The 23,924-nt window shown below is 64.1% G+C and carries 23 protein-coding genes and 1 pseudogene; 12 read left to right on the top strand and 12 right to left on the bottom strand.

Annotation, left to right across the window (positions count from 1 at the left end):
- Positions 1-39: 39 nt before the first annotated feature.
- Positions 40-1,014 carry an adenosine deaminase gene (locus ACR64R_RS17005; RefSeq protein ID WP_487362465.1) on the bottom strand — a complete coding sequence of 325 codons (975 nt, stop codon included), beginning with the start codon at positions 1,012-1,014 and terminating at the stop codon, positions 40-42.
- 168 nt (positions 1,015-1,182) lie between these two features.
- Between ACR64R_RS17005 and ubiE the strand changes: the two genes are divergently transcribed.
- The 3 genes from ubiE to coaBC all read left to right on the top strand — a co-directional run bounded on the left by ubiE (position 1,183) and on the right by coaBC (position 5,139).
- The gene (ubiE, locus tag ACR64R_RS17000) at positions 1,183-1,959 is read left to right on the top strand and encodes a bifunctional demethylmenaquinone methyltransferase/2-methoxy-6-polyprenyl-1,4-benzoquinol methylase UbiE (RefSeq protein ID WP_487357498.1); all 777 of its coding nucleotides are present in this window, start codon (positions 1,183-1,185) and stop codon (positions 1,957-1,959) included.
- Positions 1,960-2,002: 43 nt separating this feature from the next.
- The gene (gene ubiB / locus ACR64R_RS16995) at positions 2,003-3,577 is read left to right on the top strand and encodes a 2-polyprenylphenol 6-hydroxylase (protein ID WP_487357497.1); all 1,575 of its coding nucleotides are present in this window, start codon (positions 2,003-2,005) and stop codon (positions 3,575-3,577) included.
- Positions 3,578-3,663: 86 nt separating this feature from the next.
- Entirely contained in the window at positions 3,664-5,139 is a 1,476-nt protein-coding gene (gene coaBC / locus ACR64R_RS16990; protein ID WP_487357496.1) for a bifunctional phosphopantothenoylcysteine decarboxylase/phosphopantothenate--cysteine ligase CoaBC, read from the top strand.
- Here the strand turns inward: coaBC and ACR64R_RS16985 are convergent.
- The 5 genes from ACR64R_RS16985 to ACR64R_RS16965 all read right to left on the bottom strand — a co-directional run bounded on the left by ACR64R_RS16985 (position 5,136) and on the right by ACR64R_RS16965 (position 9,314).
- Positions 5,136-6,587 (bottom strand): MFS transporter, encoded by a 1,452-nt coding sequence (locus ACR64R_RS16985; RefSeq protein ID WP_487357495.1) that lies wholly within the window; start codon positions 6,585-6,587, stop codon positions 5,136-5,138. The two genes, coaBC and ACR64R_RS16985, sit on opposite strands and share 4 nt — an antisense overlap.
- 223 nt (positions 6,588-6,810) lie before the next feature.
- Positions 6,811-7,287 carry a DUF992 domain-containing protein gene (locus tag ACR64R_RS16980; RefSeq protein ID WP_487357494.1) on the bottom strand — a complete coding sequence of 159 codons (477 nt, stop codon included), beginning with the start codon at positions 7,285-7,287 and terminating at the stop codon, positions 6,811-6,813.
- Positions 7,288-7,498: 211 nt separating this feature from the next.
- Positions 7,499-8,350 (bottom strand): tetratricopeptide repeat protein, encoded by an 852-nt coding sequence (locus ACR64R_RS16975; RefSeq protein WP_487357493.1) that lies wholly within the window; start codon positions 8,348-8,350, stop codon positions 7,499-7,501.
- Positions 8,351-8,481: 131 nt separating this feature from the next.
- Positions 8,482-8,748, bottom strand: a complete 267-nt coding sequence (gene rpsU, locus ACR64R_RS16970) for a 30S ribosomal protein S21 (RefSeq protein WP_027165252.1) — start codon at positions 8,746-8,748, stop codon at positions 8,482-8,484.
- Positions 8,749-8,927: 179 nt separating this feature from the next.
- Entirely contained in the window at positions 8,928-9,314 is a 387-nt protein-coding gene (locus ACR64R_RS16965) for an SET domain-containing protein (RefSeq protein WP_487357492.1), read from the bottom strand.
- A 295-nt stretch (positions 9,315-9,609) separates the two neighbouring features.
- On the opposite strand from ACR64R_RS16965, the gene ACR64R_RS16960 reads away from it, so the two are divergent.
- The 5 genes from ACR64R_RS16960 to ACR64R_RS16940 all read left to right on the top strand — a co-directional run bounded on the left by ACR64R_RS16960 (position 9,610) and on the right by ACR64R_RS16940 (position 15,110).
- The gene (locus ACR64R_RS16960; RefSeq protein WP_487357491.1) at positions 9,610-10,863 is read left to right on the top strand and encodes a sarcosine oxidase subunit beta; all 1,254 of its coding nucleotides are present in this window, start codon (positions 9,610-9,612) and stop codon (positions 10,861-10,863) included.
- Positions 10,864-10,935: 72 nt separating this feature from the next.
- Positions 10,936-11,232, top strand: coding sequence for a sarcosine oxidase subunit delta (locus ACR64R_RS16955; protein WP_487357490.1), 297 nt, complete (start codon positions 10,936-10,938; stop codon positions 11,230-11,232).
- A complete protein-coding gene (locus ACR64R_RS16950) occupies positions 11,229-14,222 on the top strand; it encodes a sarcosine oxidase subunit alpha (RefSeq protein WP_487357489.1) in 2,994 nt (997 codons plus the stop codon). The genes ACR64R_RS16955 and ACR64R_RS16950 overlap by 4 nt, the downstream gene beginning before the upstream one ends.
- Positions 14,215-14,799 (top strand): sarcosine oxidase subunit gamma, encoded by a 585-nt coding sequence (locus ACR64R_RS16945; RefSeq protein ID WP_487357488.1) that lies wholly within the window; start codon positions 14,215-14,217, stop codon positions 14,797-14,799. The genes ACR64R_RS16950 and ACR64R_RS16945 overlap by 8 nt, the downstream gene beginning before the upstream one ends.
- Before the next feature lie 86 nt (positions 14,800-14,885).
- Positions 14,886-15,110 (top strand): hypothetical protein, encoded by a 225-nt coding sequence (locus ACR64R_RS16940; protein ID WP_487357487.1) that lies wholly within the window; start codon positions 14,886-14,888, stop codon positions 15,108-15,110.
- Between the two features lie 98 nt (positions 15,111-15,208).
- Here ACR64R_RS16940 and ACR64R_RS16935 read toward each other — a convergent pair whose 3' ends face one another.
- From ACR64R_RS16935 to ACR64R_RS16910, 6 genes are all read right to left on the bottom strand, one after another.
- Positions 15,209-15,442: a DUF680 domain-containing protein gene (locus ACR64R_RS16935; protein ID WP_487357486.1), complete on the bottom strand. Its 234-nt coding sequence runs from the start codon at positions 15,440-15,442 to the stop codon at positions 15,209-15,211.
- 160 nt (positions 15,443-15,602) lie between these two features.
- Entirely contained in the window at positions 15,603-16,247 is a 645-nt protein-coding gene (locus ACR64R_RS16930; protein ID WP_487357485.1) for a TetR/AcrR family transcriptional regulator, read from the bottom strand.
- Positions 16,248-16,388: 141 nt separating this feature from the next.
- A complete protein-coding gene (locus ACR64R_RS16925; protein ID WP_487357484.1) occupies positions 16,389-17,165 on the bottom strand; it encodes an SDR family NAD(P)-dependent oxidoreductase in 777 nt (258 codons plus the stop codon).
- A gap of 18 nt (positions 17,166-17,183) precedes the next feature.
- The gene (locus ACR64R_RS16920) at positions 17,184-18,221 is read right to left on the bottom strand and encodes a phosphotransferase family protein (RefSeq protein ID WP_487357483.1); all 1,038 of its coding nucleotides are present in this window, start codon (positions 18,219-18,221) and stop codon (positions 17,184-17,186) included.
- Positions 18,218-18,751 (bottom strand): MaoC family dehydratase, encoded by a 534-nt coding sequence (locus ACR64R_RS16915; protein WP_487357482.1) that lies wholly within the window; start codon positions 18,749-18,751, stop codon positions 18,218-18,220. Before ACR64R_RS16915 ends, ACR64R_RS16920 begins: the two co-directional genes overlap by 4 nt.
- A 39-nt stretch (positions 18,752-18,790) precedes the next feature.
- A complete protein-coding gene (locus ACR64R_RS16910) occupies positions 18,791-19,606 on the bottom strand; it encodes an SDR family oxidoreductase (protein WP_487357481.1) in 816 nt (271 codons plus the stop codon).
- A gap of 114 nt (positions 19,607-19,720) precedes the next feature.
- Between ACR64R_RS16910 and ACR64R_RS16905 the strand changes: the two genes are divergently transcribed.
- From ACR64R_RS16905 to ACR64R_RS16890, 4 genes and pseudogenes are all read left to right on the top strand, one after another.
- Positions 19,721-20,962, top strand: coding sequence for an acyl-CoA dehydrogenase family protein (locus ACR64R_RS16905; RefSeq protein ID WP_487357480.1), 1,242 nt, complete (start codon positions 19,721-19,723; stop codon positions 20,960-20,962).
- Positions 20,963-20,967: 5 nt separating this feature from the next.
- Positions 20,968-22,005 (top strand): zinc-binding dehydrogenase, encoded by a 1,038-nt coding sequence (locus tag ACR64R_RS16900; protein WP_487357479.1) that lies wholly within the window; start codon positions 20,968-20,970, stop codon positions 22,003-22,005.
- A 127-nt stretch (positions 22,006-22,132) separates the two neighbouring features.
- Positions 22,133-23,296, top strand: coding sequence for a glycosyltransferase 87 family protein (locus tag ACR64R_RS16895; protein WP_487357478.1), 1,164 nt, complete (start codon positions 22,133-22,135; stop codon positions 23,294-23,296).
- Positions 23,289-23,783, top strand: a pseudogene (locus ACR64R_RS16890) (glycosyltransferase); the annotation flags it as partial. The gene ACR64R_RS16895 and the pseudogene ACR64R_RS16890, both read left to right, overlap by 8 nt.
- Positions 23,784-23,924: the final 141 nt, after the last annotated feature.

The following is a 23,924-nucleotide window of genomic DNA, read 5'->3' as shown; positions in this document are numbered from 1 at the left end:
TTGCCTTAAATCCAGAAGAAGGACGAATCCAGCAGTGAGTCAGCGACCGGCCGCGTTGACGCGGGCGAGCAGGGCGGCCTTGGTCTTCCTGTCGACGAACGCCGCCTCGATGGCTGTCCTCGTGACGGCGGTCAGCGCTTTGTCGTCCATACGGAAATGCTCGGCGGCGATGTCATATTCGCGCTTCAGCGAGGTCCAGAAATAAGGCGGGTCGTCGGAGTTGAGCGTGACCTTGCAGCCGGCGGCGCGCAGCTCCGGAAAAGGATGGTCGGCGAAGCTGTCGAACACTTTCAGCGCGATGTTGGAGCCCGGGCAGCATTCCAGCACCACGCCTTCCGCGGCGATGCGGCGGACAAGGTCGGGATTCTCGATGGCGCGCACGCCGTGGCCGATGCGCGACGGGCGGATGTGGTCGAGGGCTGCCGCCACACTTTCCCAGCCCATCAGTTCGCCGGCATGGATGGTGATGCCGAGACCTGCCTCGCGCGCGATCTCGAAAGCGCGCACATAATCTTCGAAATCGCCGATGCGCTCGTCCCCGGCGACGCCGAAGCCGGTCACCAGCGGGTGGCCGCAGCGCGCCGCGAAGCGCGCCGCCTGCTCGATCGCCTCAACGCCGACATGGCGCACACCGGTGACGATCATGCGGGCTTCGATGCCGGTCTTGGCCTTGGCGCGGGCCATGCCTTCGCCCAGCGCATCTGTATAAGCCTTCGGTGAAAGGCCGGCTTTCTTCGCATGGTCCGGCGAGGTGAAAACCTCGGAATAAATAGCCCCATCGCGGGCGAGGCTGGTCAGATAATGGTCGGCCAGGCGCGCATAATCGTCTTCCGTGCGAAACAGGTCGGAGGCGAAATCATAGGCGGCCAGAAACGATGTGAAATCGTGCCAGACGAAGGAGCCGTCCTGGATGTAGGGCGAAGGGTCCTTGTCGTATTTCCGGGCCTGGCTGACGACAAGTTCGGGCGCCGCCGCGCCTTCGATGTGGCAGTGTAACTCGGCCTTCAAAATAATGCGGTCATTTCGTCCGGTTTGCTGTTCTCGCACGGATTCTGGCCGGAAAATCATGCGGGACCTTTCTCGACCGGGTTTTGGAAGCGCGGCCGAAAACCGCGCCTTGGACAATAGCGTCGGCACCATCGATCGGCTATGGTCCCGCCGGTTTTATGGCGGATCAAAATAATGTCAGTTGAAAGAACCACGGCCGCGGGCGGCATGGAAACCTCCTATGGTTTCAGGAAGGTCGGGGCAGGCGAGAAGCAGCCCCTGGTCAACGACGTCTTCCATAAGGTGGCCAATCGTTATGACCTCATGAACGATCTGATGTCGGCCGGGTTGCATCGGTTGTGGAAGGACGCGATGGTCGCCTGGTTGAACCCGCCGAAGCGGCCAGGCTGGAAGGTGCTAGACGTCGCCGGCGGCACCGGCGATATCGCCTTCCGTATTGTCGAGGCCAGTCACCGGCAGGCTCATGCAACGGTGCTCGACATCAACGGCTCGATGCTGGCCGTCGGTCGCGACCGCGCCGAGAAGCTTGGACTTTCGGCGAACACCGACTTCGTCGAAGCCAATGCCGAGGAGTTGCCATTCGAGGGCGACACTTTCGACGCCTATACGATCGCGTTCGGCATCCGCAACGTGCCGCGCATCGAGGTCGCCCTTGCCGAAGCCTATCGCGTGCTGAAGCGCGGCGGACGGTTTCTGTGCCTGGAATTCTCAGAGGTCGAGATGCCCCTGCTCGACAAGGCCTACGAAGCCTGGTCGTTCAACGCGATTCCCAGGATCGGCAAGGCGGTGACCGGCGATGGCGAGCCCTATTCCTATCTGGTCGAATCCATCCGCAAGTTCCCCAACCAGCAGAATTTCGCGGCGATGATCACCCGCGCCGGCTTTAATCGCGTCACGTTCCGCAATTATTCGGGCGGGATTGCTGCTCTCCATTCCGGCTGGAAGCTTTGAGGCGGGATTCCTTGAAGCAGGCCCTTTTCAATCAGGCTTGGCAATGAGCAGCGTCGCCGCCGCCTTCAGGCTCACGCGGGCCGGCTGGGTGCTGGTCCGTGAGGGCGTCGTCGCGGCGCTGCCGGGGGAAGAACTCTCCGGCATGCCGAAATTCGGCTGGCGCGTGGCGCGATTGTTCACCCGCCGCCGGGCGCTGAGCTATCAGCGCGGCGACAGGCTGGCACGGGCCGTGGTGCGGCTCGGACCGTCCTACGTCAAGCTCGGCCAGTTCCTGGCGACGAGACCCGACGTCGTCGGCAACGACATGGCGCTCGACCTTGCGATGTTGCAGGACAAGATGCACACCTTCCCGAAGGCGGAAGCGGTCCACGCTATCGAGGGTTCGCTCGGGCGCAAGATAGACGACCTCTATGCAAGTTTCGGGGAGCCGGTGGCGGCGGCCTCGATCGCGCAGGTGCACAGCGCCGAAGTCGTTCGCGATGGCACCGCTTCGCGCGTGGCGGTGAAGGTCATCCGGCCCGGCGTGCGACGGCGCTTCTTCCAGGATCTCGAAAGCTATTTCCTCGCGGCCCATCTGCAGGAAAGATATATCCCCTCTTCGCGTCGCCTTCGCCCTGTCGAGGTGACCCAGACGCTGGCTCAGACCACCAGGATCGAGATGGATCTGCGGCTCGAGGCGGCGGCGCTTTCCGAGCTTGGCGAGAACACCAAGGACGATCCGGGCTTCCGCGTGCCGGCGGTCGACTGGGAACGGACCGGCCGCGACGTGCTCACCATGGAGTGGATCGACGGCATAAAGATGAACGACCTGGCCGGCCTTGCCGCCGCCGGGCATGATCTCAAGGCAATCGCCGCCAATCTCATTCAGTCGTTCCTTAGACATACGCTGCGCGACGGCTTCTTCCATGCCGACATGCATCCGGGGAACCTGTTCGTCGAGGCCGACGGCACCATCGTGGCGGTCGATCTCGGCATCGCCGGGCGGCTCGGCAAGAAGGAGCGACGCTTCCTCGCCGAGATCCTCTACGGTTTCATCGTGCGCGACTACCAGCGCGTCGCCGAGGTGCATTTCGAGGCTGGTTACGTGCCGCGCCAGCACAATGTCTCGGCCTTTGCGCAGGCGATCCGCGCCATCGGCGAACCGATCCACGGCCAGTCGGCCGACACCATCTCGATGGCCAAGCTATTGACCTTGCTGTTCGAGGTTACCGAGCTATTCGACATGGCGACACGGCCTGAACTCATCCTGCTGCAGAAGACCATGGTCGTCGTCGAAGGCGTCGCTCGCACCCTCGATCCGGCCTTCAACATGTGGAAGACCTCGGAGCCGGTGGTCGGCGATTGGATCGCCGGCAATCTCGGCCCGCGCGGACTGCTCACCGATGCGCGCGACGGCGCCAAGGCGCTGCTGGCGCTCGCACGGCAAGCGCCGGACCTGGCCGCCCGCACCGACCGGTTGTCGCGCGAGATCGACCTGATGGCCGAGAACGGCCTGCGCTTCGACGAAGCGACGGCGCGCGCCATCGGCAAGGCCGAGGCGCGCCACACCCGCTCCGGCCGCGTGGCGCTGTGGGTGATCGCTCTGACGCTGATCTACATCGCTTGGAAGTTGATTTGATTGCTCGCACTGCTAGCAATCCATCGCTGCAAATGCCATCATTGCTAGCGCTGCCGCTGCTCAGGTAGAGGCCAAGGAGCGATTCCGTGAGCACCATAACAATTCGCAATCTGGACGAGGGCGTAAAACAGATTCTTCGCGAACGGGCTGCCGCGCGCGGTGTTTCCATGGAACAGGAGGCGCGAGATGTCTTGCGTGGAGGGACACTGGTTTCGCAGCAGGAAGGATTCTGGCGATTGAGAGCCCCACGTGATGAGATATTGGCCCTCGGGCGGAGATCAGAACATGCTCTTGATCTCAAAACGGTCGGTGATCATGCATGGAATGAGCGTTCCCTCTCCGGCAAGCGCATTCTGCTCATCATCGGCGGCGGCATCGCCGCCTATAAATCGCTCGACCTGATCCGGCGGCTTCGCGAGCGCGGCGCGTCGGTGCGGGTGGTGATGACCTCGGCCGCGCAGGAATTCGTCACCACGCTGTCGGTCGGCGCGCTTTCGGCCGACCATGTCTTCACCGAACTGTTCGACCGCAATGACGAGCACGATGTCGGCCATATCAGGCTGTCGCGCGAAGCCGACCTGCTTGTGGTGGCGCCGGCTACCGCCGATTTGATGGCGAAACTCGCCAACGGCCATGCCAGCGACCTTGCCTCGACGGTGCTTCTGGCCACCGACAAGAAGGTGCTGATGGCGCCGGCGATGAACCCGAAAATGTGGTCGCATCCGGCAACGCGGCGCAACCGCGCGACCCTGCAAAAGGACGGCATCGCCTTTGTCGGCCCCGCCAGGGGCGAGATGGCCGAGAGCAACGAGGCGGGCGAAGGCCGCATGGCCGAGCCGCTGGAGATCGTCGCGGCGGTCGAGGCGATGCTGGACCAGAGGCCCAAGCCGCTTGCGGGCCGAAGGATCATCGTAACCTCCGGGCCGACGCATGAGCCGATCGACCCGGTGCGCTACATCGCCAACCGCTCTTCGGGCAAGCAGGGCCATGCCATCGCGGCCGCGCTTGCCAATCTCGGCGCCGATGTGCGGCTGGTTTCCGGTCCGGTCACCATCGCCGATCCGGCAGGCGTCGCGACCACGCATGTCGAAACGGCCGCGCAAATGAAGGAAGCGGTCGAGGGCCTGTTGCCGGCGGATGCCGCCGTGTTCGTCGCGGCGGTTGCCGACTGGCGCACGGCCAACGCCGCCGGCGAGAAGATCAAGAAGGTGGCGGGCGAGGGGCCGCCTTCGCTGCAGATGGTCGAGAATCCAGACATCCTGGCCGGCATCGGTCATCACGCCCAGCGGCCCGGGCTTGTGGTCGGCTTCGCGGCGGAGACGCAGGACCTCATCGCCAATGCCGAGGCCAAGCTGAAGAAGAAGGGCGCGGACTTCATCGTCGCCAATGATGTTTCGCATGAAAGCGGCATCGGGCCGTCCGGCGTGATGGGCGGCGATCGCAACAAGGTGCGTATCGTTTCCAGGAACGGCGTCGATGAATGGCCGGAGATGGACAAGGACGAGGTGGCGGCGCGGCTCGCCGCGCTCATTGCGGAGCGGCTGCGGACAGTCGTCGTTTAGCCGGTCGCCTGCTGAGACCGCAGCGTCGGCAGTGCGGTCCTCAGCGCGGCGATGCATCCCAGGGCAGCCAGTGGCACGAAGGCGAGGAACAACCAGCCGGCAACGCCTGCGGCGGCTTCACGGGTTAGGCCCTCCGAGAAGCCGCTGGCATTGGCCACGATACCGGCAAGTGCGGCGCCCACCGCGTAGCCGATGCGCTGCATAGTTGGCACGGCGGCCGAGGCGATCGTCTGCTCGCCGTCGCGCGCCGAAGCGACGATGACGCGCGTGAGGAAGGGCCAGCAAACGCCGAAGCCGCCGCCCTGCAGCAGGGCGCAGAGCAGTATGAGTGGGATCGAGCCTGCCGGGATGGTGTAGGCGAAGCCGGCGAGGCCGGAGGCGATCATCAGCGCACCGACAACGATGATCAGTCTCTCGCGCTCCAGCGGAGCATTGGCGATGAGGATCGACAGGATCGACCAGGCGATCGATTCTGCGGCGATGATGTAGCCGGTGGTCAGGATCGGAATGCCGTGCAGCGTGGTCAGAAGCAGCGGCCCGTAAATGGTGAAGGTGCAGGTCGCCACGGAGAATGCCGCAACCATGGTCATGCCGCTGCCAAGCGGCGAGCGCCACGAAAACAAAGGCGACGGAAAGAGCCGCGATTGTGGCCTGAGGGCATCGATGCGGAAGAACAGCGCCAGGCCGATCAGGCCGAGGCAGAGCAGCAGTGACGAGCGCAACAGGGCAATGTCGATGCCGGCAGCAGCGATCAGCACGATGCTGAGGGCGAGACAGGAGAGCGCCGGATAGGGGAAGGGGGGTGCCTTGCCGTTGCCCACCTGCGGCTTTCTCGCCTCGGGCGTGTCGAGCACGATGAAGCTTGCCAGCGCCATCGCCGCGCCGCCGAAGGTGAAGATGCCAAAGGCCCAGCGCCATGACAGGAACTCGGTCATCAGTGCACCGAGCATGGGGCCGCTGAAGGCCGCGACCCCCCAAATCGCGGACATGATGCCGAAGAGCTGCGGCCAGATGTTGCGTGGAAACAAGCGCTCGACTGAGACGAAGGCCAGTGATACGAGAGCACCGCCGCCGAGTCCTTCGACCAGACGTCCGGCGAGGAACAGCGGCATGGAAGGCGCCGTGGCGCAGATCAGTGCGCCGATCGCGTAGAGCAGCGCGGCGATCATCATGTTGGAGCGCAGGGCGACATAGCTGACCAGCCGGCCGGCCGCGGCGCCGGCGACGATCGCGCCGAGCTCGTAGATCGCCAGGGACCAGCCGACGAGCTGCACGCCCGCAAGATCGCCGACCATGGCCGGCATCACCGTCGCTACCATCGTCTCGTTCGTGGCATGTAGCAGGATGCCGAGGCTGACGAAACAGAAGCGCGCCAGATCGCCGCTCGTCCACAACGCCCGCCAATCCACTCTGTTGCTGGCCACCTTGTTGCCGCTTGCTGCCGTCACGCCGATCTCCTGCTTGTCCTCCCGTACCTCATCCCGCATTGCAGACGAGGTGCAAGATCCAGATCGGCAGGGGTGGTAGAACCTCAAGCGCGGTTGAGCTCAAGATGTTTTTTCGCGGGTTTCGAGGCGAGCTGTGATTTGCGCCGAGCTGATCCGGTTTTCCAAAGCATACGGCCCGGAACAGATGTTCCGGGCCGTATGCGGCACAGCGAATTTGGAAGGCTCACTTGTAGGAGTGCACCAAATCCAGCGAGGCCACCGCGACGGCCAGGTTGAGGCCGGTCTGCGCCTGGACGCTGAGGGGCTCCAGCATGAAGGCGCCATCGAGGCCGCCGACCAGGAGATTAGCGCCGCCGCCGGTCACGACGGAAGCCTCGGCGTTGACGCCGTAATAGCTGCCGGCGAGGTCGCCCGCCTCATGGTGGCGCGTGGCGGCAAGCACAGCCCAGACGAGCTGGCCCTGATGCGTCTGGCCAAGATCGACGCCGAGCTTGGAGATCATGCCGGTGTATTGCTCGGCCGGTCCGTGATGATAAGGGCGGAAGGTGCAGGAGACGCCTTTGTTGGACGTGATGACGTAGCCGATACCGCCGTCGATCGTGCAATCGAGCGTGCCGAGCCGGAGCGTGCCGGCGCTGACTGGGGACGCAAGGACCGAGGCGACAAGCGCGGCAGCGGCACAGACAAGTGTTTTGATCATTGGAAAGGTCCTTTCGCGAAAATCTTGGCCCCGGCTTAAACGAGCGAGGCGCGCCGAGCGTTCCGCCGAAACCTTGGCGCGAACATGGCAAAGGTTACACATCGCCATCGGCGGTTAACGGATCGCTATCGGCGTCTCCGAGGCGCAACACCCGCAGTCGCAGGTGGCCGCCGAGCGTCAAGCGACATACCTTCCGGCGCAGTCAGCTTGATCAGCTGGCGCTGCCACCGACACGCGACAGGCCGTCCTTGGCCGGCTGATAGGTGGGGTCGAGCCGGATGGCTTCGCGATAGGACTTGGAGGCCTTGGCCTTGTCGCCGCGCTTTTCGTAGATCAGCGCCTGGTTGGCCCATGCCTCGGCGTTCTTGCCGTCGAGCTTGATGGCCATGTTGAAGTCGGCGAAGGCGTTGTCGTCGTCGCCTGTCGCCAGGTAGGAGAGGCCGCGGCCGTTGTAAGGTTCGGCGGCGTCCGGCGCCAGCGAGATCGCGGTCGAGAAATCCTCGATGGCGAATTTATGCTGGCCCTGGCTCTGATAGATCAAGCCGCGATTGTGGTAGGCGCGGGCATCGGTGGTGTCGAGCTGGATCGCCTTCTGGAAGTCGTTGAATGCGTCCTGCGTGCGGCCCGCCTTGCGGTAGAGATTGCCGCGGCCGATATAGGCGGCGTCGTAGTTGGCGTTGATCTGGATCGAGCGGTTGTAGTCGGCCAAAGCCGCTTGCTGGTTGCCAAGGAAACGCTGGATCAGCGCGCGGTTCGAATAGGCCTGGTAGAAGTTCGGGTTGAGCTGGATGGCCTGGTTGAAGTCCTTGAGCGCCGCCTGGTACTGGCCGCCACGGCCATAGGCCGAGCCGCGCACGTTGTAGCCTTCCGGGTCCTGCGGGTTGCGCTGGATGACCGCCGAAAGCGAGGAGATGTTCTCGCTCGACGCTTGCGCCTTGTCGATCGAGTTGAACTCGCCTGTCGGGGCCGTCTGGCATGCTGCAAGCGTCAGACCCGAAAGCAGGGCCGCCGTCAGGGCGAAGCCGCGAAAAGCGGTTTTGCGCTCCACGGATATTGCGTCCATCTTTGTCCTCACTGCCGCGGCGCCGTCAGTCCGTTCCTCTCCGAACCGGCTCGAATCTGTAAACAAAAAGGTGGCGGCGATTCCGCATCGCGCCACCCTCGGTATCCTTCGAAAAGGACGAAAAATTGGCGTTATGAGCGCGGCGAGCGCGAAGCGCCGGCGGCACCCGCCGGAGCCGGACGCGGGGTCATTGGCAGCAGGCCTTCGCGCTGGGCGCGCTTGCGAGCCAGCTTGCGGGCGCGGCGCACGGCTTCCGCCTTCTCGCGGGCACGCTTCTCGGACGGCTTCTCGTAGTGACCGCGCATCTTCATTTCGCGGAAAATACCTTCGCGCTGCATCTTCTTCTTCAGCGCGCGAAGCGCCTGATCAACGTTGTTGTCGCGGACGAGTACCTGCACGGGCAATCCTGTCTTCGGGTTTGAAATCTTTAGGCAAACAGCCATAGCTGAAATGCCTCCGCGGCGAATTGCACCGCGAATTGTGGCGGCTGATAGCAGAATCAGGTTGGGATGTCCACCTCTGAATGCGGGAAAGCGCGATCAAAAACCGATGCGCCGTCCCTGGACGTTCGCTTGCCTTAAGCGGTCGTCAAATGGAGGCGGGCGAAGTCCTCGAAAAACTCGCCGTAGTCGCAGGTGATTTCCTCGCCGGCCGCGATGTCGCGAATGGCGACAGCGCCGCCATATTGCGAGAAATCCGTATTCGGCCGCTCGGAGTGGTTCATGAAGCGGCCATTGTCGACCTCATAGACCATGAAGCCGGGCTTGTCCGGGCTCGGATAGGCATAGCGGTCGAGCAGTTCCTTGAGATGCGGGGATGCGGCTTCATATTTTTCCATCGGGATCAGCAGGTCGAAATCGGGATCGAGCCGCCAGATCGAGGCGCCCTTGCGGATCGGCTCGGCGGCGAAGACGCCGACGCCTTCGATGGCGCTCTGGGCAACATAGGTTCTGATCAGCAGCATCGTTCCGTCCCGGTTTCGACGCGAAAACGGAATCGTCAAATCGCGCCGAAATGCAAGGCCGCTTCGCGACATTTTCAACGGATCGGCCGTCGGCTGCTGTCACTCGGATCACGTCCGATTGATCGAGGCGCCTCCGGCCGTCGAGAGGCGGGCCGATCCGTTCCGATGCGTCGAGCAGTCACGGCGCAAAACGGCAAGCGCCGTCGCAAACAGCGCAAGGATGGCGGCGCGGTTTCGCTAGTGATACTCCTCACGTGACGGACGACATCCGCGATTTTTGGCGCGAGGCTACAACGTGAAGAAATACTCGGTATTCGCCATTGCCCGCGAGGCGATGCGCGGCCACAAGGGCTGGGAAGAACAGTGGACCTCGCCGGAGCCGAAGAAGGAATACGACGTCATCATCGTCGGCGCCGGCGGCCATGGCCTGGCGACGGCCTATTACCTGGCGAGCGAGCACGGCATCACCAACATCGCGGTCCTGGAAAAGGGCTGGCTCGGCGGCGGCAACACCGGCCGCAACACCACCATCATCCGCTCCAACTATCTCTATGACGAAAGCGCCGGCATCTACGACCACGCGCTGAAGCTGTGGGACGGGCTCTCCCAGGAGCTCAACTACAACGTCATGTATTCGCCGCGCGGCGTCATGATGCTGGCGCACAACGTGCATGACGTCCAGGTGTTCAAGCGCCACATCCATGCAAACCGCCTCAACGGCATCGATAATGAATGGCTGACGCCGGAGGAGGCGAAGGCATTCTGTCCGCCGCTCAACATCTCCAAGGACGCGCGCTATCCGGTGATGGGCGCGGCGCTGCAGCGCCGCGGCGGCACGGCGCGCCACGATGCGGTCGCCTGGGGTTATGCGCGCGGCGCTTCGGCGCGCGGCGTCCACATCATCCAGAATTGCGAGGTCACCGGCATCAAGCGCGCGGCCAACGGCGCGGTCAGCGGGGTGGACACGACGCGCGGCTTCATCGGCGCCAAGAAGGTCGGCGTGGTCGCGGCAGGCCATTCCTCGGTCATCATGAACATGGCTGGCGTGCGCATGCCGCTGGAAAGCTATCCACTGCAGGCGCTGGTGTCGGAGCCGGTCAAGCCGGTGGTGCCCTGCGTGGTGATGTCGAACACCGTGCACGCCTATATCTCGCAGTCCGACAAGGGCGAGCTGGTGATCGGCGCCGGCACCGACCAGTATGTCTCCTATTCGCAGACCGGCGGCCTGCACATATTGCAGCACACGCTCGACGCCATCTGCGAGATGTTCCCGATCTTCACGCGCATGAAGATGCTGCGCTCCTGGGGCGGCATCGTCGACGTCACGCCCGACCGCTCGCCGATCCTGGCGAAGACGCCGGTCAAGGGCCTCTACGTCAATTGCGGCTGGGGCACGGGTGGCTTCAAGGCGACGCCCGGTTCAGGCAATGTCTTTGCCCACACCATCGCGAAGGACGAGCCCCATCCGATCAACGCGCCCTTCACGCTCGAGCGCTTCCGCACCGGCCGTCTCATCGACGAGGCGGCGGCGGCGGCGGTGGCGCACTGATGATGGCTCAGCCGCTATGCTTTCACTCGGCCGGCGCGTGCGCCGGTCACGGCAAGTTTTAGGATCACCCAGATGCTTCTCATCCGCTGCCCCTATTGCGAGGAAGAGCGCCCGGAACTCGAGTTCCGCAATGCCGGCGAGGCGCATATCGCGCGTTCCACCAACATTGCCGCCGAGAGCGACGACGATTTCGAGAAATTCTTCTTCATCCGCGCCAACCCGAAGGGCATCATCTATGAGCGCTGGCGGCACATCCATGGCTGCGCGCGCTTCTTCAACGCCGTGCGTGACACCGTCACCGACAAGTTCATCATGACCTACAAGGCCGGCGAGCCGAAGCCGGCGAAGCTGCCTGGAGCCGCGAAATGAGCGCCACGTTCCGCATTCCGGGCGCCGGCCGCCTCAGCCAGGCCCGGACCGCCTCCTTCAGCTTCGACGACAAGTCCTACACCGGAATCCAGGGCGACACGCTGGCCTCGGCGCTGCTCGCCAATGGCGTGCATCTCGTCGGCCGTTCCTTCAAGTATCACCGACCGCGCGGCGTCCTGTCGGCCGGCGCCGAGGAGCCCAACGCGCTGGTGCAAGTCGTGCGCGATGATGCACGCAAGACGCCGAATGTTCGCGCCACAGTGCAGGAGCTCTATGACGGGCTGACGGCGCATTCGCAGAACCGCTGGCCATCGCTCGCCTTCGACGTTGGCGCGGTCAACGACGTCGCCTCGCCGCTGTTTTCGGCCGGCTTCTATTACAAGACCTTCATGTGGCCGAAGTCGGCCTGGAAGAGCCTTTACGAGCCGAAGATCCGGGCTGCCGCCGGCCTTGGCGTTTCTCCCGACAAGCCGGATCCGGACCACTATGCCGCGCGCTACGCGCATTGCGAGGTGCTGGTGCTGGGCGGCGGCGCCGCCGGCATCGCCGCGGCACTTGCCGCCGCCGAAACCGGCGTGCGGGTCATCCTCGCCGACGAACAGGCCGAATTTGGCGGCAGCCTGCGCTTCGAGAGCGGCGCCAGGATCGACGGCGAGGCCGCTTATGTCTGGGCGCAGGCCGCGATCGCGAAGCTCAAGGCGATGGACAATGTGCGCGTGCTCTCCCGCACCACCGCCTTCGGCTATTACGCGCAGAATTTCGTCGGCTTGGTCGAGCGGGTCAGCGATCACATCAAAGACCCGGGTCGCGACTTGGCGCGCGAACGGCTGTGGCAGGTCCGCGCCAATCGCGTGGTCATCGCCACCGGCGCCATCGAGCGCCACATGGTGTTCGCCAACAACGACCGTCCGGGTGTGATGCTTGCTTCGGCGGCGCGCACCTATCTCAACCACTACGGCGTGGCCGTCGGCAGGAATGTCGGCGTCTATACGGCGAATGATTCCGCTTATGCCGCCGCGATCGACCTCAAGAAGGCCGGCGTCAATGTCGCGGCGATCGTCGACCTGCGCGACAATCCTTCGGGACCGGTGATCGACGAGGCGAGGAGCCTCGGCATCGAGATCAATTTCGGCCGCGCGGTGGTGAGCGCCGGGGGTAAATTGCGCGTGTCATCCATGACCGTGCAGCCAAAGAATGGCGGCGGCGGGCGCACCATTCCGGTCGACGCGATCCTGATGTCGGCCGGCTGGACGCCTTCGGTGCATCTCTTCTCGCAATCGCGCGGCAAGGTTGCCTTCAACGACGAGACCAAGCGGTTCGTGCCCGGCACCTACGCGCAGGACTGCGTCTCGGTCGGCGCCTGCAACGGCACGGACGGGCTGGCGGCGACGGTAGACGAGGCCTATGCGGCGGGCGCCAAGGCGGCGAAAGAGGCAGGCGGCAAAGCCGCCAAGAGTGCCAGGCCGAAGGTCGATGCTGGCGAGAGCTGGTCGCGCGGCATGCTGGGTGCCGCGCCCGGCGCGGGGCCGGGGACGACGGTCAAGGCGTTCGTCGACTTCCAGAACGACGTCACCGCCAAGGACATCCGCCAGGCGGTGCATGAAGGCATGCGCTCGATCGAGCACGTCAAGCGCTTCACCACCAACGGCATGGCGACCGACCAGGGCAAGACGTCGAACATGCATGGCCTTGCGATCGCCGCCGACGAGCTCGGCAAGCCGATCCCGCAAGTCGGCCTCACCACCTTCCGCGCGCCCTACACGCCGGTGACCTTCGGCTCGATCGTCGGCCACGCGCGCGGCGCGCTGTTCGATCCGATCCGGCGCACGGCAACGCATGGCTGGGCCGCGTCGCATGGGGCTGTGTTCGAGGACGTCGGCCACTGGAAGCGCGCCTGGTATTTCCCGAAAGCCGGCGAGGACATGCACAAGGCGGTCGACCGCGAATGCGTGACGGTGCGCAAGGTCGGCGGCCTGTTCGACGCCTCGACACTCGGCAAGATCGAGGTGGTCGGGCCGGACGCGGCGAAATTCATGGAGCTGCTCTACACCAATCCCTGGGAGAAGCTGGAAACCGGCCGCTGCCGCTACGGCATCATGCTGCGCGAGGACGGCTTCATCTATGACGACGGCGTCGTCGGCAGGCTGGCGCCCGACCGCTTCCATGTGACGACGACGACGGGGGGCGCGCCGCGTGTCATGAACCATATGGAGGATTACCTCCAGACCGAATTCCCGCATCTCAATGTCTGGCTGACCTCGATCACCGAGCAATGGGCAGTCATCGCGGTGCAGGGGCCGAAGTCGCGCGACATCATCGCGCCGCTGATCGAAGGCATCGACATGTCGGACGAGGCAATGCCGCATATGTCGGTGCGCGAGGGCAAAATCTGCGGCGTGCCGACCAGGTTGTTCCGCATGTCCTTCACCGGCGAGCGCGGCTTCGAGGTCAACGTGCCGGCCGATTATGGCGAGGCGGTCTGGGAAGCGCTTTGGGCCGAGGGCCAGAAGCACGGCGCGACCGCTTACGGCACCGAAGCGATGCATGTGCTGCGCGCCGAGAAGGGCTACATCATCGTCGGCCAGGACACTGACGGAACGGTGACGCCGAACGACGCCGGGCTCGACTGGGCGGTCGGCAAGAAGAAGACCGACTTCGTCGGCATTCGCGGCCTGACCCGATCGGATCTCGTCGCCAAGGGGCGCAAGCAACTCGTTGGCCTCAAGACCAAGGACCCGAAGGTCGTGCTGGAAGAGGGCGCGCAGATCGTCGCCGACCCGAAGCAGCCGATCCCGATGAAGATGATCGGCCACGTCACCTCCAGCTACTGGTCGGAGAATTGCGGCCGTTCGATCGCGCTGGCGCTGGTCGCCGGCGGCCGCGACAGGATGGGCCAGACACTCTATGTGCCGATGCCGAACGGCACGATCGAGGTGGAGGTCACCGGCATGGTGTTCGTCGACGAGAAGGGAGAACGCCTCAATGGCTAAGGCTGCCGCCAAGACAAAAGCCGTCGCTGCTTCCGCTTCCGTCGAGCGTCGGCCGGCGCTTGCCGGCCGCACGCTGTCGGCGCCAGGCGTGAAAGTGGAGGTGCTGCCGCCCGCCGAGCGCGTCTCCCTGCGCGCGCCGCAGGCTTCGCTAGCGGCGCTCTCCAAGGCGCTTGGCGTGACACTGCCGGCCAGGCCGAAGACCTCGGCCACCAAGGACGGTCGCACGGCGCTGTGGCTCGGGCCGGACGAATGGTTGATCATCGACGAGTCCGGCAACGATCCGCTCGTCGACTGCGCCAAGGTGACGGCGCTGCATTCGGCGGTCGGCATCTCGCATCGCAATGTCGGGATTTCGGTCGCCGGGCCCGCAGCCGCCGTTGCGGTCAATTCGGGCTGCCCGCAGGATCTGTCGCTCGAGGCTTTCCCGGTCGGCGCGGCTTCGCGCACGATTCTGGGCAAATCCGAGATCGTGCTGCTGCGCACCGCCGCGGATTCCTTCCGGGTGGAGTGCTGGCGTTCCTTCTCGGACTATGTCTTTACTCTGCTCTCGGAAGCGGCGAGCGACGCGGCGAACTGACCCGTCACGCGGTGCTGTCGGAAAGCCGCACGGCAGGGACCATCGCCGGCCCTGTCCGTTTCCGCGGCTTGCGAGGGAGATTGCCGATGCCGTCCAAAACCGCGCCGAAATCGCCGAAGAAGACAGCGGCGGTCCGTTCGCTGGAACAGGAGCGCCATCACGAGATCGAGGAAGAGGAACTCGAGGAAGGCCTCGAGGACACGTTTCCGGCCAGCGACCCGGTGTCGATCACGGGCACCGCCATTCCCGGGGCGCCGGCGAAGCCGGGTAAAGCCAAGGCCGTGCCGGGAACGAAACGGCGCAAGAAGTAAGCCGGGGCAGATCGATCTGGGCTACAGGTAAAACGAAAAGGGCGGCCCAGCCGCCCGTTTTCGTTTGAAATCTTGCCAATGGTGCTTACCAGCGGCGCTTACAGGCCGGGCACGAACCACGGGCTGACGTCGATGCCAAGCTTCGGGCTTTTGGGCTGAGTCGTGGTGGTATCCGACTTCTCGACCGAGCCGGTCGCAGTGCAATCGAGCGCCACATTGGCCTTGGTCTGGGCGCAGGCAACCGGGGCATGTTTGGCCGGCTGGCTCGCGCCGGCAAAGGCGGCGCCCGAGAAAGCCAGAACGGCAGCGAGGGTGAGGATCGTCTTCTTCATTTCCGTCTCCAGTCGTCTTCGTACATGTACAATTTGACGTACACATACGACCACTGGAAGCGGAATTCAAGCAAAACTTTGTACGTGTACGACAGGCACCTTGGACGTGGGAATTCAGGCGGGCAAATCAAGCGACCGACAATGCCATGCCGGCTACCAATCAGCAGTCGATCGCTGTCTCGGCCAGGGGAGGAACGTCGCCCACCGAGAGCCCCGCCAGCGCGAAATCGCACATGCGCTTCACATAGGCCTGCGCGTCGCCAAACGGATAGAACGGGAACGTGATCAGCAGCGAAATCGTGCCGTGGCCGACCGTCCACAGCATGGTGGCGATTGCGCGCGGGTCGCCCTTGAGCCTGCCGGCGGCAACACAGGCCTCGACACGCTTGATCAGCACCTTCATGGCGGGGTTGCCCTCTTCCATGTCCTCGTAGCTGCGCCCCTCCGGCAGCTTGGTCTTCTCAGTCATGAAAACGGTGCGGTATTCGTTGGGATTGCCAAGGCCGAAAGCGGCGTATTCGGTCATCACCGCCTGCAGCGCCTCGATCGGGTCGTCGGCGGGGTGTTCTTCGATACGCCGCGCCAGCGTTTCGAAGGCATCCTCGGCGAGCGCGAACAATATGTCCTGCTTATCGGCGAAATAGGAATAGACCGACATCGGCGCGTAGCCGACGCGCTTGGCAAGCTTGCGGATGGTCAGGCCTTCATAGCCTTCTTCCTGCACCAGCTTGTGAGCCGCGGCGACCAGTTCGGAGCGGAGCTCTGCCTTCTGTTTTTCTCGGCGTTTCCGAACGCTCAGCGCCAATGTCCGCCTGCCTTTATGGTTGGCCGCCCGAAGAAATTATATACGCTGTACGGAAACGGACAAGTGACCGGACTGGTTCCCTTGGGCGCGCTCTAACGCAACTCCGACGGACAACCGCCAGGACCTTTGTCCTGGAATTGATCATATCGCTCCAATGCCGCCGTCGAGCGCCAGGGCATGGCCGGTCATGAAGGAATTGGCCGGGTCGGCAAGGAACAGGATGCCGGTCGTGATCTCGTCGACCTCGCCGACACGCTTCATCGGCACGCCGCGTGTGAGTTCGGCAAGCGCTTCGACTTCGGGCGCGCCGGTGGCGCGGACGAATCCGTCGACCATCGCCGTGCGCGTATGCGCGGGGCAGACCGCATTGATGCGGACTCCCTTGCCGGCATATTCCACGGCCGCCGAGCGCGTCAGGCCTACGACCCCATGCTTGGCGGCGGCGTAGACCGAAAGCCTGGGCGCGCCCGAGAGGCCAGCGACCGAGGCGATGTTGACAATGACGCCGCCTTTGCCGCTTTCCCTGAACTGTCGTTCCAACTGAGGAATCTGGTGTTTCATGGCATAGAAGACACCGAGCAGGTCGACCTCTACCACGCGGCGCGCTTCCTCCGAGGCTACCTGCGGCAGGCGCACGAAGCTGTGCACGATGCCGGCATTGTTGACGGCGATGTCGAGCCGGCCGAACTTCTGCACCGCAAGCTTCACCAAATCCTCAGAGAGCGTCTCGTCGGCAATGTTGCCGGCCAGGTGAGCCGCCTCGGCGTCGAGCGTTTTGGCAAAGCCGCCGAGAGCAGCCTCGTCGAGATCGGACAGCACCAGCCGCGCGCCTTCGGCGGCGAAGGCCTTGGCCGCGCCGCTGCCGAGGCCGCCGGTCGCGCCGGTGATCAGCACCGTCATCCCTTCGAAACGGCCCATCGCTCGGCTCTCCCGCTTTCAGTCGTTCTCGTCGATCAGTTGTGCGGCAAGCTGGGCAAGCAGCTTCACTGCCTCGCCATAGGTCCTTGCCTTTTCCGGATTGGAAGCATTGCCGTCCAACGCGCGGCGATAGACGCCCTGGCAGATCGCCGCCAGCCGGAAGAAGGAGAAGGCGAGAAAGAAGATCCAACCGTCGATCTTCCCGATGCCGCGCCTTTTGCAATAGGCCGCGACATAGGCCTCCTCGGAAGGCAGGCCTGCAGCCGCGCGGTCGACGCCCCCGAGGCCGCGAAAGCCCGAGGTGTGCGGCAGACGCCATTGCATGCATTGATAGGCGAGGTCGGCGAAGGGATGACCAAGCGTCGAAAGCTCCCAGTCGAGCACCGCGATCACTTTCGGCGCGTCCGGGGCAAACATCATGTTGTCGAGCCGATAATCGCCATGGACAAGCGAAAGGCGGCCGTCATCGGCCGGCATACGCTTTTCGAGCCACGCTATCAGCCTGTCAATATCGGTTATGGCTTCGGTTTCCGAAGCGCGGTACTGGCCGGTCCAGCGGGCCAGTTGGCGTTCGAAATAGCTGCCGGGCTTGCCGAAATCGCCAAGACCGACGGCCTCGACATCGACATCGTGCAAGGCGGCGAGTGTCGCGTTCATCGCGTCGTAGATCGCGGCGCGCTCGTGATTGCCGGAGACGTCCGGCAGCGACGGATCCCAGAGGATGCGGCCGTCGAGGAACTCCATGACGTAGAACATGCGGCCGATCGCGGAGTCCTCGCCCGAGAGATGCAGCATGCGCGGCACCGGCACCGCCGTCCCGCCCAACGCCCGCATCACCCGGAATTCCCGGTCGACCTGATGCGCGGATTTCAGCAATTGTCCCGGCGGCTTGGCGCGCAGCACATAGCGGCCGCTGGCTGCTGTCAAAAGATAGGTCGGATTGGACTGGCCCGACTTGAATTTTTCAATCGCGGACAGGCCGGTAAAACCCGGTATATGCGCCTTGAGATAGGGCGCAAGCGTCGCTTGGTCTATGACACCGGCCTCGCCGCTCATGCGTTCTCGGGCTGGCGCTCAATCAGCGTCAAGGTCAGCCAACGCGCCGTGAGCGCCGGCTTCTTCGAGCCTTCGATCTCGATGGTCACGTCATGCGCCGTCTGCACCCAACCGGACGGCCGCACCTTGACGTCCGCCAGCACGAAGCGGGTGCGGATGCGCGAGCCCGTCTTCACCGGCGCGAGGAAGCGAAGCGTGTCGAAGCCGTGGTTGACGCCCATCTTGGTGTTTTCCAGCGGCGGCATGGTCTCGAAGGTCATTGCCGACAATAGCGAGAGCGACAGGAAACCATGCGCGATGGTGCCGCCGAACGGCGTCTCGCGCTCGGCGCGCTCAGGGTCGCAATGAATGAACTGGTGGTCGTCGGTCGCATCGGCGAACTGATCGATCATGCGCTGCGTGACCGTTCGCCAGGGCGAAACGCCGACCTCCTTGCCGACGTTTGCCAGAAGCGTATCGAGACTGATCGGTTCCACGCTTATGTCCTCCGCACCCCCGCCCGGATTACGATTTCCTGAACCGGACGCCATATTCCTTGAACCCCGCCCGATTCCTTGAAATCGTGCGCCTTATTCCTTGAACAAAGTCATTCCATGCTGCACCGACTGGCCGCCGTCGATCGGCAGGATGGCGCCGGTGACATAGCTGCCGGCTCGGCTGCACAAATAAAGCGTTGCGCCGGCAATGTCATCCGCCACGCCTATGCGGCCGAGCGGAACATGGTTACCGACATGTTTCGCCTGCTCCTCGGTGGCGGTGGCGAACGCCGTCATCCGGCTCTGGAAAGGACCGGGAGCAAAGGCGTTGACAGTGATGCGGCGGGCGGCGAACTCGATGGCCAGCGTGCGCGTCAAATGGTGCACCGCCGCTTTCGAGGCGGCATAGGAATAGGCGTCGTCGGCCAGCGGCTGGGTGCCCATCACCGAGCCGAGATTGACGACGCGGGCCGGGTCCTCGTCGCTTGCCGCGGCATCGAGCAGCGGCAAGAGCTCCCGTGTCAGGTGGAAAACGGCGGTGACGTTGACGCCGAACACCTTGGCCCAGGCGTGATAGGGAAACTCCTGCAGCGACGCTCCCCAGGAAATACCGGCATTGTTGACCAGTATGTGCAGGCGCTCCGCGCGCGCCTTGACCTCGGAGACCAGAGCGGCGATGCCCGCTTCGCTGGATACGTCGCCGGCAAAACCTTCTGCCCGGCCCGAGCCACCGAGCGCATTCAATTCGTTGGCAACCTTGGCGCAGTCCTCGCCCTTGCGCGAGGCGATCATCACGTTAGCACCGGCACGCACCAGCCCGGTCGCCACCATGCGGCCGATGCCGGTCGCCGCACCCGTCACCAGCGCGGTCTTGCCGGCGACCGAGAACAGCTCGTCCATATAGCTCATGCATTCCTCCGCACACCTCGCTCCAACCGGCGAGGGACTCGCGTTGACAAGGCTAGCCGAAGTACGGTCATCCTCGCCACGGGTAAAGCTCTATCTTCGGAAAGGCCGGAAGCGATGACGGATATGAATCTCGGCATGACCGAGCGGCTGAAACCAATCCATCAGCGCGTCGTGGCGATGGTGCGCGACGAGATCGCGCCGCTGGGGGAGGCGTTTCTCGCCGAAGTCGGAAAGAGTGGTGACCGCTGGGCCTATACGGCCAGGCAAACCGAGATTCTCGAGGGCTTGAAAAAGACGGCCCGGGAGCGCGGGCTGTGGAACTTCTGGCTGACCGATTCCAAGCGCGGCTACGGTCTTTCCACCGTCGAATACGCCTATCTGGCCGAGGAGATGGGCAAGGCGCATCTCGGTGCCGAAACCTTCAACTGTTCGGCGCCCGACACCGGCAACATGGAGGTGCTGGAGCGTTACGGCTCGGAGGCGCACAAGCGGGACTGGCTGGAGCCGCTGCTCGAGGGTCGGATACGCTCGGCCTATCTGATGACCGAGCCGGATGTAGCCTCCTCGGATGCGACGAACATCTCGATGCGCTGCGAGCGGCACGGCGGCGATTATGTGCTGAACGGCGAGAAATGGTGGGCGTCCGGCGCCGGCGATCCGCGCTGCGCCATCTATATCGTCATGGTCAGGACCGGTTCCGACGAGGAGCCGCGGCACCGCCGGCATTCGATGATCCTCGTGCCGGCCGACAGCAAGGGCATCACCAGGTTGCGGCCCATGCAGGTCTATGGCGACGACGACGCACCGCACGGCCACATGCATCTCAGGTTCGAAAATGTGCGGGTGCCGGCGGCGAACCTGATCCTGGGCGAGGGCAGGGGCTTCGAGATCGCGCAGGGGCGGCTGGGGCCGGGCCGCATCCATCACTGCATGCGCGCCATCGGCCAGGCCGAGATGGCGCTTGAGATGCTCTGCCAGCGCTCGGTGCGACGGGAGGCCTTCGGCCAGTCGCTGGCCAAGCTCGGCGCCAATTTCGACATCATCGCCGAATGCCGGATGGAGATCGAGATGGCGCGGCTCTTGTGCCTCAAGGCCGCGTGGATGATCGACCAGGGAGACGCCCGCGCGGCCGCGCCCTGGATCAGCCAGATCAAGGTCGTGGCGCCCCGCGTCGCGCTGAAGGTCACCGATGAGGCGGTGCAGATGTTCGGCGCGCAAGGCATCAGCCAGGATACGCCGCTTGCCCGCTCATGGACGCATCTGAGGACGCTGCGGCTGGCCGACGGGCCGGACGCCGTGCACCGGCGCCAGGTGGCGCGCACGGAACTGAAGAAATATACGCAGGAAAAGGTCTGACAGCCATGACGCTTCCATCGCAAATGCGGGGTCTGCTGCTTGTCGGCGACGGATATACGAGGACGCCTTCGGCCGCCGCGCCGGAAGTAATGGAGCCTTACCTTGAGCCCGGCAGCATAGCCGTGCCAGCGCCAGGGCCGACACAGGCGCTGATCAAGGTCAATCTCGCCTCGATCAATCCGTCCGACATCGCCTTCATCAAGGGCCAGTACGGCCAGCCGCGGGTCAAGGGCCGTCCAGCGGGTTTCGAAGGCGTCGGCATCGTTGTCGCCGCCGGCGACGACCCATACGCAAAAAGCCTTGCCGGCAAGCGGGTCGCCTTCGCCACAGGCGTGTCGAACTGGGGAGCATGGGCTGATTATGCGGTTGCCGAGGCCGCGTCCTGCATCCCGCTCATCGACACGGTGCGCGACGAGGACGCCGCCGCGATGATTGTCAATCCGCTGACCGCCTTGGCCATGTTCGACATCGTCAAGCAAGAGGGCGAAAAGGCCTTCATCATGACAGCAGGCGCCAGCCAGCTCTGCAAGCTGATCATCGGGCTGGCGAAGGAGGAAGGCTTTCGGCCTATCGTGACCGTGCGCCGTGACGAGCAGATCCCGCTGTTGAAGGGTCTCGGCGCCACCGATGTGCTCAACGAGAAGGCGGCGGATTTCGAGGCCTCACTGCGCGAAATCATGGAGGCCGAGCAGCCGCGCATCTTCCTCGACGCGGTTACCGGCCCGCTGGCTTCAACCATCTTCAACGCCATGCCGAAGCGCGCGCGCTGGATCGTCTACGGCCGGCTCGACGGCGAGCCGACGGTGATCCGCGAGCCGGGGCAACTGATCTTCCAGCATAAGCGCGTGGAAGGCTTCTGGCTTGCCGAATGGATGCGCCAGTTCCGCGACCGGCTAGGCCCGGCGGTACTGGAAGCGCAAAAGCGCTTTTCCGACGGGCGCTGGTCGACCGACGTCACGGCGGTCGTGCCGCTGGACGAGGCGATGGCGCGGCTGCCGACCGAACTGGCCAAGCCGAATGGAAAGGTGTTCATAAAGCCATGATATCGCTGGGCGGCGGGCTGGCGGCGGCTATGCCGCGCTGTTTTCTCCATGATATGGCGGCCGCCATCAAAATGCCGGGACGATGCCAGACTGATCCCGCTTCGAGGGTTGAGTGGGGCATTCGATGATGATTTCCAAGCCGGTTTTCGACCGTTTGGGGCTTTGGTTGTGGATCGGGTCGTTTCTGATTGTACTCGGCCTTGTGCTATGGTTGCCCAATGCACGTTCGGTGATCCATATCTATCGATATGGCAGTGAAGCTTTTCTGAGCCGCCAACCGCTGTATCAGGTCGAAGTCGCCATGGGGTATCTGTACGCTCCCGCCTTCGCCGTCCTCTACGTCCCCCTGCTAAAACTCGGGCCCCATCTGGGTAACATCCTTTGGCACGCGCTGGGCTTCGGGGTGCTCACCTTTGCCGCGATGCGCCAGGTCCGCGCGATCGGCGGCCGCGAGCAGACTTGGCTCTTGTCCTTCGGCCTTTTCCTTGCCCTGCCGGTTTCGCTGGCGGCGCTTCGCAACGGCCAGGCGACGATCCTGCTCACCGGAGCGTGCTGGTTTCTGACGCTGTCGGCACTCGAGGGACGCCGCGCCGAGTGCTTCTTCTGGGCCTCGCTTGCCATCATCGCCAAACCCACGGCGATCATCATGCTGCTGCTGGCGGGAGCGCTGCGCCCAAGGCTGATACCGGTGCTGGCGCTTGCGGTGCTCGTCGTGCTCGCCATCCCTTACGGCTTTGCGCCGGCTGGCTATATCAATTCGCAATACTACGATTTCTTCCGGATGCTGACTTCAATGACGGTCGACCCGACCGGTCCGTTCGTTCCGGCCGACTTCACGGCGCCTTTCACAAGGTTTGGGATGACGCTTCCTGAGTTTGACGCGACGATCGTGCGCGTCATCGCGGCTCTGCTTACGCTGTGGGTGGTGCTCCATTTCGACCGCAGGCTGGATGCAAGGGTCAGCGGGCTTGCCATCTTTCTCACGGCGGCGTTCTACATGTGCGTCTTCAATCCACGGGTCGAGCAGAACACCTATGCCATGGTGGCGGTGCCTGCCGGCCTCTCCATCGCCCTGCTGTGGCAGGAGAAAGGAGCCGGAGCCATGCGCTGGTTGCTCGCGTCGCTGCTCTTTGTCACCGGACTGACCAGCGTCGACAGTCGGCTGCACAGTCTTTTCCACCCGTGGTTTCGGCCAATCGCGATCAGCATAGTCGCCTGTCTGCTGATCGGCTGGTTCTGGAGGCGGGACACACAGAAGATGCCGTCGGCCGGGGCCGTCGCGCATGGCTGAGATGCTCGATATTATCGCACCGTTCTTCAACGAGGCCGAATCCGCGATCGCATTCGTCGGGCTGCTCGGCAAACTCGAAGCTGCCGTGGCGGAGAGGTTCGGCATGACTGTCCGCAAGATACTCGTCGACGACGGCAGCCGCGACGGCGGCGCCGAGACATTTGCGGGCGCGCTCTCGGGTTCCTGGGAGATCGTACGGCTCAGCCGTAATTTCGGCAAGGAAGCTGCGGTTCTCGCCGGCCTCGACCACTCCCGCGGCGACTTTGTCCTGATCATGGACTCCGACCTGCAGCATTCCATGGACATCAGCTTGAAGATGATCGGCGAGCTGGTCGGGGATGCGGAGATCGACGTCGTCTATGCGCAGAACGACCGGCGCGAGGGGAGCTGGCGGCGCAGCCAACTGGCGCGGCTCTTCTACACGCTGATCAACAGCAGCCAGCGCTTCGATATTCCCGAAAATGCCGGAGACTTCCGCGTCATGCGCGGTGCCGTGGCGCGCGCCTTGACCAGCGTGCGCGACAAGCGTCGTTTCAACAAGGGCCTGTTCGCCTGGGCCGGCTTCCGCCAGAAAGCGGTGCTTTATTCGCCGGAAAGCCGCGCCAGCGGCACGTCGAAATGGAGTCGC

It is taken from the genome of Mesorhizobium sp. MC2-1-1 (assembly GCF_057597255.1).
This window is presented reverse-complemented; position numbering and strand designations above follow the sequence as displayed.